Annotated in this window: 10 protein-coding genes; 3 read left to right on the forward strand and 7 right to left on the reverse strand. The window is 57.2% G+C overall.

What is annotated here, in order from left to right; translation table 11 throughout:
• Positions 1 to 924, reverse strand: a 924-nt coding sequence (locus tag SGJ19_00245; protein ID MDZ4778663.1) for a tetratricopeptide repeat protein, incomplete at its 3' end; no start/stop codon positions are given.
• A gap of 472 nt (positions 925 to 1396) precedes the next feature.
• Entirely contained in the window at positions 1397 to 1852 is a 456-nt protein-coding gene (locus tag SGJ19_00250; GenBank protein MDZ4778664.1) for a hypothetical protein, read from the reverse strand.
• Positions 1853 to 1999: 147 nt separating this feature from the next.
• Here SGJ19_00250 and SGJ19_00255 point away from each other — a divergent pair, with 147 nt between their 5' ends.
• From SGJ19_00255 to SGJ19_00265, 3 genes are all read left to right on the forward strand, one after another.
• Positions 2000 to 2680, forward strand: a complete 681-nt coding sequence (locus SGJ19_00255; GenBank protein MDZ4778665.1) for a tetratricopeptide repeat protein — start codon at positions 2000 to 2002, stop codon at positions 2678 to 2680.
• A gap of 458 nt (positions 2681 to 3138) precedes the next feature.
• Positions 3139 to 3735, forward strand: a complete 597-nt coding sequence (locus tag SGJ19_00260) for a DUF4360 domain-containing protein (GenBank protein MDZ4778666.1) — start codon at positions 3139 to 3141, stop codon at positions 3733 to 3735.
• Positions 3736 to 3801: 66 nt separating this feature from the next.
• A complete protein-coding gene (locus SGJ19_00265) occupies positions 3802 to 4455 on the forward strand; it encodes a DUF4360 domain-containing protein (protein ID MDZ4778667.1) in 654 nt (217 codons plus the stop codon).
• Positions 4456 to 4834: 379 nt separating this feature from the next.
• Here the strand turns inward: SGJ19_00265 and SGJ19_00270 are convergent, their stop codons facing one another.
• The 5 genes from SGJ19_00270 to SGJ19_00290 form a co-directional block, all read right to left on the reverse strand.
• The gene (locus tag SGJ19_00270) at positions 4835 to 5227 is read right to left on the reverse strand and encodes an integrase core domain-containing protein (protein MDZ4778668.1); all 393 of its coding nucleotides are present in this window, start codon (positions 5225 to 5227) and stop codon (positions 4835 to 4837) included.
• Between the two features lie 977 nt (positions 5228 to 6204).
• Positions 6205 to 7089 carry a GIY-YIG nuclease family protein gene (locus tag SGJ19_00275; protein MDZ4778669.1) on the reverse strand — a complete coding sequence of 295 codons (885 nt, stop codon included), beginning with the start codon at positions 7087 to 7089 and terminating at the stop codon, positions 6205 to 6207.
• Between the two features lie 139 nt (positions 7090 to 7228).
• The gene (locus tag SGJ19_00280; protein MDZ4778670.1) at positions 7229 to 7828 is read right to left on the reverse strand and encodes a hypothetical protein; all 600 of its coding nucleotides are present in this window, start codon (positions 7826 to 7828) and stop codon (positions 7229 to 7231) included.
• Positions 7829 to 8375: 547 nt separating this feature from the next.
• Positions 8376 to 8699, reverse strand: a complete 324-nt coding sequence (locus SGJ19_00285; protein MDZ4778671.1) for a hypothetical protein — start codon at positions 8697 to 8699, stop codon at positions 8376 to 8378.
• Positions 8700 to 8773: 74 nt separating this feature from the next.
• The coding region (locus SGJ19_00290; GenBank protein MDZ4778672.1) for an RHS repeat-associated core domain-containing protein at positions 8774 to 10102 on the reverse strand (1329 nt) is incomplete at its 5' end.

The following is a 10102-nucleotide window of genomic DNA, read 5'->3' on the forward strand; positions in this document are numbered from 1 at the left end:
CTGCGTCACACCCAAACGTGGTGCCCGCAACCACAAAAACCCGGCAGAACTCCACCTATCTCTCGCGGGAAACTGTTCAGACAACCGGAACCAGCTCTTGGCGCTATCGTAATCGCCCCGTCCGGTATCGGCCAAGCTAAGGTGCAAGTATGCGCCCACGATGCTCGGGTCCAGCTTGATCAACCGCGCGAAGTCTTTGCTTGCGAGCGCGAATTGGCCTTTGGCGAGATAGGTTTGGCCGCGATAGCTGAGATATAGCTGCTTGTCGGGCTTTAGCTGAAGCGCGCGCGAGAGGTCGGCGACGGCGCGCTCGTAATCGCCTTTGGGCCAGAAATAAATCATGCCGCGCCAGCCATAGGCATCGGCGTATCTTGGGTTCAACCGGATAGCTTCGCCGTAATCTGCCAGTGCGTGGTCCGTGTCACGCGCAAAATCGTAGGCGCGAGCGCGATTGTAGAAATACCTAGCCAGATCTTTTCGTTTTTCTCTTCCAGAGTTGATCAGCGCCGTGCATCCCGGAATCTGCAACTCAGCCGCCCACCCTTCCTGAACGAGCGCTTTGCCTTCGCACCACGCCCGCTTGTCACCAAGTTTCTGTCCCGCAGCAATTCGCGTCTTTGCTTCCCTGGCGTTTTTCAAACACAGCTCATCGAAGCCGGCTAGCATGCCACCCAATTGCTGTGCATGGGTGCAATCTGCAATCGCACGGTCATAGTCGCCCTTGCTGGCATATATCGAACCGCGAAACGCAAAATATATTCCCGAGTCCGGTTTCAACTTGATGACTTGACCGTAGTCGGCAATGGCGTGATCGTAATCGTGCTTGCTATTGTAGAGTATGGCGCGCGTGGCATAGGCATGGGCATAGTCGGGCTTCAGTTCAATCGCCCGGCTACAATCTTGAAGCGCAAGGTTCTCGTCCACGCCAGGCCCTGAAGTTTTCGTACCCTTCTCGCTGAGCGCCTGGCGGCTGGATCTCCGCAAATACCCCTCGCACCGATTGTAATAAGCATCCCCAAGACTTGCGCCTTGCTCTTGTCCGGACGCTACGACCGATGTGCAGGCTGCAATCCGAGCGTCATCGCTGATGCTCTCATCCTTGCACGCCGTCCACGCAGATGTATCCGCGCGCGGCGCAGGGGAAGATTGCTGGGGCGTCGAACACCCACCAAGAGCCAATAATCCGGCCGCAGCAACAGCGCACTTCAGTGGCAATGTCAGCATAACCAAATTCGCCTCGCTACTTGTACCCAAATGAATTGGCTGGAGCTTGATGCTGGCACTGCCCAAGAGAAATATCTGACCCGCCCCCATGAGCCGTACCACGATCTATGTTAGTCCAAATTGCTGTCCGAGGGCGAGGCCTTCTGGCCGCAGCATCTTAAGCTGACAGCTCTCACTCCGGCGCTTTGCAGACGAGGTCGGACGGCGAGATGATGCTTAAGAATATCCCACCATCGGCGTCGTCGCGCCGCAGAAAACCCGACACTTTCGCCGGCACACCGTCGGCACACGCCGCGTAGCGCACGTCTCCATATTCGAAACGCGCGCGCAATGGCTTGGGCCCGCAGATGATCCCTGGCGCTGACAACTCGTATTCGTCGATCGTGTCAATAATGCTGTAGTCGGCTTTCCCATCACGTCCAATCATCGGGCGCACGGTGCTGCGCACGAAATGGATCGTTCCGCGGACGGTCATGAATTTGTGGGTATCCGGCCGGCAGTGTTGCGCCGTGTCGGCGAGGGCGGGAGCTATCGCAGCGATCGACGCCACGGCGCAGGCACACAGAAGCCTCGCTTGCTGGGTCACGTCCAGTGGAAATCTGCGACGCTTGAACGAGGTCGGCGCCATGGGTATTCTCCGATTGCCAACGCTACAATGTTCCCTGCATGCACTGATTGCTAAAAATGCTAACCTAACAGCATCCTTTGCCTCTAAACGGATTCGATTGTTGCCCACCAATGTATGTGGTCCGAGTTTTTCAGCAAACTGCTAAAGTTGCGCGACTCAGTTGCAGGTGTCGACATGATCCGAATTCCGGCTTGGGCCAATCCGCTCGGTTGTTTCGCTTTTGCGGTGATCGCATTCATGGGGTTGTCCGGCGCGGCCGCTGCCGCCGACGAGGATTTGAAGGCGTGCCAACAAAAAGATACGCCGGCAGTCAGCATTCCCGCCTGCACCAGGCTTATCGACTCCGGCGAGGAGAGCGGCGACTTCTTGGGAACGCTCTACGCTCTGCGCGCGCTCGCGGACGTCAGAGCTGGCGACTACGCCAAGGCCGTCGCGGACCTGACCGAAGTGCTTCGGCTGAAGCCGCACGCCCCCGAGCGCGCGTACTATTTCAGCTTCAGGGCGCTCTCCCATTTCTACGCGGGCGAGTACGCCCAAGCGATCTCCGACTACAACACCTGCATCCGGCTGAAGCCAAAGGAGTCGTTCGGCTATAACGGGCGTGCCTACGTCTATCTGAAGCTCAAGAACTATGATGCGGCGATGAAGGATTACGACGCGGCTCTGAAGCGCGATCCGAAAAGCGCGCAGTCGCTCTACGGGCGGGGCCTCGTCAAACGGGCCAAGGGTGACGCCACCGGCGCCGATGCCGATATGAGCAAGGCCAAAGAGATTCAGAGCGACGTTGCGGCGGGGTTCGTTCACGACGGCGTGGATGCGCCGCCCTAACGCGGGCGCGCGCCGATGTAAAATCGTCCGCCCTATTGGCTCTGACGCAAAAGGGGACGAACGATGTCTTCCGTCTTATACCGCTTTCTCGACATGACAATCTCCCAGGTCACGCTTCAAGGTTACATGCAACCCGACTGCGTTCTAAGGGATCAGGTCATTTCGATGCGGTTGAACAGGCGGTCTCTCCCTAAGAACACCGCAATCCATGGCCTCGTTTTCGTGAACGAGAGATTTGCCGCACTGCATGCCGTGGTGCAGCGCATACCGTGACCCATATTCCGGCGATTTTCTGCGTGCCGCTCCCGGACTCCGTTCGTTTCTGAACCTCGCCTGAAAGCCGCATTCGGAACGAACTCATGGCTCCCGCGTTACTTACACGATCGAACGGCTGCGATCGCAGACCCCCACGCGCTCGATTCGTTCGTGGTCATCAGTTCAAACAGGAGTTTCGTGAGATGAAAGCTTTCTTGATGGGTGCGGTTGCACTGAGCGCTTTGGCGGCGGTTCCCGCGCGCGCAGACGATATTGCCTTGGGCATTCCCGGTTATGGCGGCTCGGGCTGTCCGGCCGGTTCGGTTTCGACGACGCTGAGCCCCGACTTCAAAACGCTCAGCTTGATTTTTGACCAGTATGAAGTCGCCGCCGGCGGCACCACGGGACGGTCCTACGACCGCAAGTCGTGCAACGTCGCGATCCCGGTGCATGTGCCGAACGGCTACAGCATTTCAGTTTTCTCGGTCGACTATCGCGGGTTCAATCACCTACCCTCCGGCGCGACATCGCAATTCAACGTTGAGTACTTCTTCGCCGGCGGGCGCGGACCTTCGTTCCGCCGTTCGTTCCGGGGCGTGCTTGAGTCCGACTACTTTATCAACAACCAGCTCTCGGCGGAAAGCCTTGTCTGGTCGCCATGCGGCGTCGACGTGAACCTGCGCACGAACGCAAGTTTGCGCGTCAACACGGTTGCGAACCGTGAAGCCAGCGCCACGGTCGACTCCGAAGACGTAAATGCTGGGATCATCTACCACGTTCAGCTGCGCCGCTGCTCGTAAGCACGTTGACTAACCAGTCTGACAAGGCCACGGCCAATCGTGGAATGCGACTTGAGGAGAATTCCAATGTCCATGAAACGATTGGCCGCCCTTGGCCTTGTGACGCTCGCCGGCGTGTCGAGCGCGTTCGCCGATTCAGACGACAGAGAGCGACGCGAGAAACAGAAAGAGGTCCGCGCGCTGAGAGGGCGCGTGGTTGAAAGCCAGGGCTGCCCGGCTGGCACGTTCAACATCGTGACCTCACCAGACGGCGGGGCGATCAGCGTGCTGTTCGACAATTTCGCGGTCAACGGCACGGAAGCGAACGGCGGCTTTGCGCGCATGACATGCGGGATCGAGATCCCCTTGCATCTGCCGGCGGGTTATTCGCTGGGTGTGTATCAAGTTGACTATCGCGGGTTTGCGCATCTCGACGATAAGCAGCGCGCGGAGCTGCAGGTCAACTACGGCATCGGCTCTGGCGAACGTAACCGCGGCCGCCGATTCCACCGCGACGTCAAGGGCGTTTACGATGGCGATTTCACTTTCAACGAACGGCTGAAGGGCGGCATCTTGAAGCGCATGGGCTGCGGCAACGAGGCTGTGCTCAACTTCGCGGCGACGCTGACGCTGCAGTCAAAGCGCGGCGCGAGCTCCGGCACGATGACGCTCGACTCCGTGGACGGCGCGCCGGCGGGCGGGCTCGCATTCGGGCTCGATATGAAGAAGTGCGACGGGTGAGCCTGCCGGGCAACGTTTGCTGAACGGCCGTTTTCGGACGCGGTCAGAGGGCGGGCTCTCGCGCGGACGGCGGGCCTCGCTTGTCGTCGCTTCATGAACGCATTCGACGCGCACTACGAAGCTCGGCCAGAGTACTGGGACTTTCGCTCAACGTTCTAGGCTTAAAGTCTTGGGCCGGACAACATCCGGCCGAACGGACCCTTGTCCCTTGTCTCTACCGAATATTAGATTCTTGCGCACCGACGCATCTTTCATAACGATTGTGAAGGCCTCCGAGGTGGGGCAGGGCGATGACTTTTCCGGTGCGGCTCATCGGGCGTGGATCGGGGGCATCCTTTTCCAGAGCAAGATGAGTGCGACTCCCGTTGAAGTAGTTCTCCTATTCGGAAAGTACGGCACGCAGATGGGACACATTCCATACAATGACGTGGTCCAGGCATTTTCGTCGGATGGATCCAATGACGCGTTCTGCATATCCGTTTTGCCAGGGACTGCGAGGCGCGACTGGTCTGTCTCGGATGCCACAGCTGCTCAGCCGACGTTTGAACAACTGTCCAAACTTGGCGTCGGTGTCTCGGATTAGATACCGTCGCGCCGTGTCCCATGGAAAGGCTTCGTTGATCTGCTGAGCGAGCCATTCTGCGGTTAGGTGAGACGTTGTCGTCAGCAGAACCAGACGCCTTCGCTTCAGATCGATGATCGCGAGGGCGTATAGCTCTCGATAGTTCACAGTTGGGACCGTGAAGAGATTTATCGCTGCGATCCCATCCATCTGATTAGCCAGGAATATAAACAGCGCTGACAAAGTGTACCACTGAACCGGCAGCTTCTGGCCATGGAAGGCGGAGCAAAAGTGTACCGGTCCTGCTAGGCCGATTTGATGTCTATGACGGGCATTGAAGGGCCGGAAGGATGTTGACAGTGGAACTCTACGCCAAGATTCGACGCGCCGTGCTGATCGATGGCTTAAGCCGTCGTGATGCGGCCCCGGTTCACGAACAGATGGAGGCGCGCGACGAGCGCGGCTTGGCGCTCCGGGCGGCTCAGCGTCACAGCGCGCCAGTCGCTTCAACCAGAGCTGCAAGGCTCTTTTCTCTTAACCCGACTGGTACACTTTTACGCCGCCCTCTGGCACACTTTGTCTCCGCCGTTGACAGGTGTTTGAAACGGTCCCTGCAAATTTGCAAAATTCCCTGCTGACCTTTTGAAAATTCCCTGCTCCGATGTGCAGGGAAATCGCTCAGAACCCGTTGATTTTTCTCACCTATCTGAAGTCTCACATGCGGATTCCGGTCTGAATCGGTAAAAATTCCCTGTATTTCGGGGGTTTGCAGGGAATTTGTCCCTGTTATCGGGGTGAGCGGTGTGAGGTCGTGACTGCACACACAGCCACCCGGACGTTCGAGGTCTGCTCCGCCGGTCGACACGGCCCGAAAGTCCGGGCCAGCTGCTCCTTTCAGGCCCTCATTCTGCATTGGTGATCGCCGGCTCTGAGCCCTCTTTGGGGCCGAATTCGGCCTTCTGCTCTGGCGTGATCTGATGGACGTGCACTTTGAGAATGGGTGCGGGGCTATTTGGCCGGTTCTGCCAGTCCCAAGCGCGGTCTTTGGCCCGCCCAGGAGGCCGGGAGGTCGAGAGCCGTGAGCGGTTTGATGCTTAGCCTCTGCGGTTCGTGGTCCGATAGAGTGTCCCGCAGGATGTCAGGCGCGAGGGATGAGAAGCGCAACAACTCCAACCCGTCTTCATTTGCTAGTTTTCGTTGAACCCGTTTGGCGCGCGCGTATGCAAACGAGATTTCCAAGAGTTCTCAATTCGAATTATGTCCTCCGCATGCATGTCCGGGGAGACGCGTTGCAGGATGCTGAATTGGAAATGATCTGCACTGCGCTGACGAAGGAGGCGGTTGCCTCCGTGGCCGGAGGCTGCGTAGTTCATCCATCGGCCAAGAATGTTGTCTGCGCCATAGGCTGAGCCAACGTAGCCTCGCCCGGCAGAGGTATCGAAGATGTAGTATATAGCACGCCATTCGGAGAGCTTGGCCCGCCAGCTTGCCGGCAGAACACGAAGTTCGTCCCACGTCAGATTGATTTCATCCCACTGGGGCACTCCCGCATCGAGGACGCTTTCCTCATGGATCGCGAGTACCGGAATGGCGTTTTTGTGGGCGCGCCGCCACCACGATCGCTCCGGCGGCGGCCAACCAACAACCAGCTTACCCTTCCATTGCTCATAGAAGTCGGTACGCGTGAGATCGAACCAGAGGACGGAAGTCCGATCGTCTTCCTCTGCAAAGCCTCTCATGCCGAACGGTTTGAGTTCGGCGTACGCCGGAATTTCCCAAAACTCTTCACGCGTCACTGTTCGCGTCTCTCCGATTGAATAGAGACCAACAAACAATGCTTTCGCCGGCTCATGTCCAATGAACGATGCCACATATTTGGCACCACGCATTGCGTTCTCAACCCGACTGCTGTGAGTTTGCTGATAGGCGTTGAATAACTCTGGCTTTTCCGCGGCGAGCCAGGGCAACACCTTTCTCAACTCTGGCTCGTTTGGCCGGTGCCGAAACACAATCACTTCGCTGGTGTCGATGCCGGTGCCGGCAAGAAGGTCATTCAGGTTCATGCGCAGCATGATACACAAGTGAACAACACATCCAATCAGGCAAACGCAGTGTGTTTCTCTTGACCTCTCCAGAAGGGATCAACTGCCCACAACTCATGCCTGAACCCAAACCTCAAAAGCATAGATCGGTGCCGAGCTCACTTTGGTCTCAAAACGGTTGTGTGCTCCGGCGTGATGCGATGGACGAGCATTTCGGCTTTGCGGCGTGAGGCCGTTTGGCGGGTTCTGCCAGCCCCAAGCGCTGTCTTTGGCCCGCCCAGGAGGCCGGAAGGTCGAGAGTCGTGAGCGCCTTGAAGCTCAACCCCTGCGGCTGATGGCCCGACAAAATGGCCCGCTGGATGTCGGGTGCCAGCAGCGCAAGCCGCAACTGCGCCCGCGCGTCATTGCGGTTTGTGCCCGCCATCGTTGCCAGATCCTCAAGTGTGGAGACTTCGCCAGCGAGGACTTTGTCCATTAGGCCATGCGCTCGAACGAGCGCTTTGACCAGCCGCTGGTCATGTCGTGGCGTGGCGACGGCCCAGTCTTCCTTCGTCCATAGCTCGAGCTTCTTCAGGCGCCCATAGCGCCTCATCTTGTGTGGAAGGTCCAGTGTCAACGGCGCGATTGCGCGTTTGCTGTTTCCTACGGCTACAGGTTTTGGAAACTGCCCAGCTTTGACAAGTTCACCGATCTGCGTGCGATGCATGCCGACAAAGCGAGGCAAGTCGCTTATGCGGTACATTCTGTTGAGTTTATTGAAGTCGTTCATTGGTTGCTCCGTAAGTGCCCGGCGGTTCAATCCGGCATCTATCGAAGACTGGACCAATGCGAAGCGAGGAAGAACCGTCCACAAATGCCAGAATAACGGACGGGTGGCCAGAGACGTGAGGGCCTAGCGGACACTCCCTCTTCGCGTTGCTCTATTTTTTTCTGCGCGCAGCCATTCGTCGAGATGAAGTTCGTTTCCCCGCGTGGAGTTGGCGCTGTCAGGCAGAAAATCCACTTATAGATCTGTGCAGATTTGTGAGGCCACCTCTGACGTCAACGTCTCTCGTGAAATAGTGCCCGCTTAGGGGGTCCTGATAGACTTTTTGGCCCCTTGGTCGTGGCACCCCATGCACCTCTCGCCAACCCAGAATCTTTGCCCATTCGTCCGCCGCTTTCGCCGTTTCGAATGGTCTTCGATCCAGTGGCCCCAGAACGTACGATCATCAAAGAACTCTACACTGATCCCACTTATTCGGCGGTCAAGGCAAGCTTCAAGCGGCGGGTTTTATGCGTTTTGATATTCGAACGGGACAGAGACAGGACAATCGTCAGACATACCAAAAGTGCAGTTCGATTTCTAATTGAACTAGCAACTTAAGCATTTCATGCGAGATGTACCCCTCCTCGTTCTTGCTAGAAGATTTCGCTGGGATTTCCAATAGAATAAAAACGTCTTTCGGGCTGTGCAGGCTAATTAGTTCACTCAGAACAATTTCCCCGCCAATGGCGTCAATCAGCAACCGGATTCGGTCATCGTACTTGTCGGGTAAATCGCCCGAATAACGCAAGTCCGCGCTATTGTTTGTCCAATCCTTTCTTCCGCTCCGATCAACTTCTCCTTTTTTTGCAAAATCGACTTCAATGTCCTTCATTTTGAATCTTGTCCAGTCGATGTGAGCGTCGAATTTGTAAATTGAAAGGAATATTCCCCTCCGGAATTTCGATGTCATCTATAACGGCTCCGGTTCAGAGTTTTTCTTACCATCCCATATATAGAATTTGCCTGTTTTCCTGTCCCTGTAGATGTCGACTTTGCTGCCGCCTCTACTCTTTTTTGCATCGTGCGCATCTTTAAAGCCAGCTCCCCTCGTTTAAAGCCAGCTCCCCTCGCGGCCTCGTCGGCTCCAGCGTTGCTTCCGACCGGGACAAGGTCTTGGATGTTTACCGGATAAACTATATCCCAAATGCCTTTCACCACGACAGCAGTGGTTAACACTTTGGCACCAATACGAACGACTTTAGCCCGCCAGCCTCCACCAGCGGGATGATAGTTCCAGAGCATCGTTCCAATGATTGCTGCATTTGCGCTCGAAGCGTTGTTTGCTCTCTTTCCTTGCGCTTCCTGTTGCTCGGTGACTGAGGGTTCTTTCTCCTCAGGCTTTGAAGGGCGAGTACCAACTACGGTCACCGTTTCGACGACGGTTTCGACGCAATTCTTCCCTTTTGTGTCACATTCAACCGCCTCACCACTCGGATCGCTCGCATTCAGCGGATCGTTTCCCACATACCCATAGAGGTTCATCTGATCCCCGTATCCCACCGGGTCCGTCTGCAAGAACCTCCCCAAGCTCGCGCTGTAGTACCGTGCCCGGTAGTAGTAGAGCCCCGTCTCGTGATCCAACCTGCGGCCCGTGTATTTGAATGGCACACCGACGAGTGGCGCCCCGTTACCATAGGCGTCGTAAGTGTAGGGACCTTCGCTCATAGTGCCCGCGTCGTTGGACATCGCGACCGTCGAGCCCTGGCGGTTGGCGTGGAAGTAGGCGTGGGTGTTTGAGCCACCGCTTGGCGTCACCATCGCGATCGGTTGATCGGTGCCCGGTCCGGGGACATAGCGCCTGAGAAGCGTGCCCGCGCCGTCGTACTCGGCGATCTCTTCGTCGCCGTCGGAGAGGAAACTCGTGACGATGCTGCCGACGGTTTTCGCCTGACGGCGCCCCAGCGGATCGTAGGCGTAGCTATTGGTGGCGCTCGTGGTGTTCGCCGATCTCAACCTGTTCTCCGCATCGTAGGTGTAGACCCAAGTGCCGTCGCCGGTCAGATTGCCGTTGGCGTCGTATTGCAGCGTGACCGTGGGGGCGGCGCCTTTGGTTACGGCGACATATTGGTTGAGGGTGTTGGCGGGGCTGTAACTCGTCGTCTCGAACACCGCCGGCAGATACTGCCAGGCGGCATTCGACACACCTTCGTATGCGAGCTGATGGGCCTTGGTGAAACTATTCGTGTAGGTGGCGTTCGTGCCGGTCAGCGTGTGGGCGAGCGTCAACAGATCGCC

It is taken from the genome of Planctomycetia bacterium (assembly GCA_034440135.1).
Classification (GTDB): domain Bacteria; phylum Planctomycetota; class Planctomycetia; order Pirellulales; family JALHLM01; genus JALHLM01.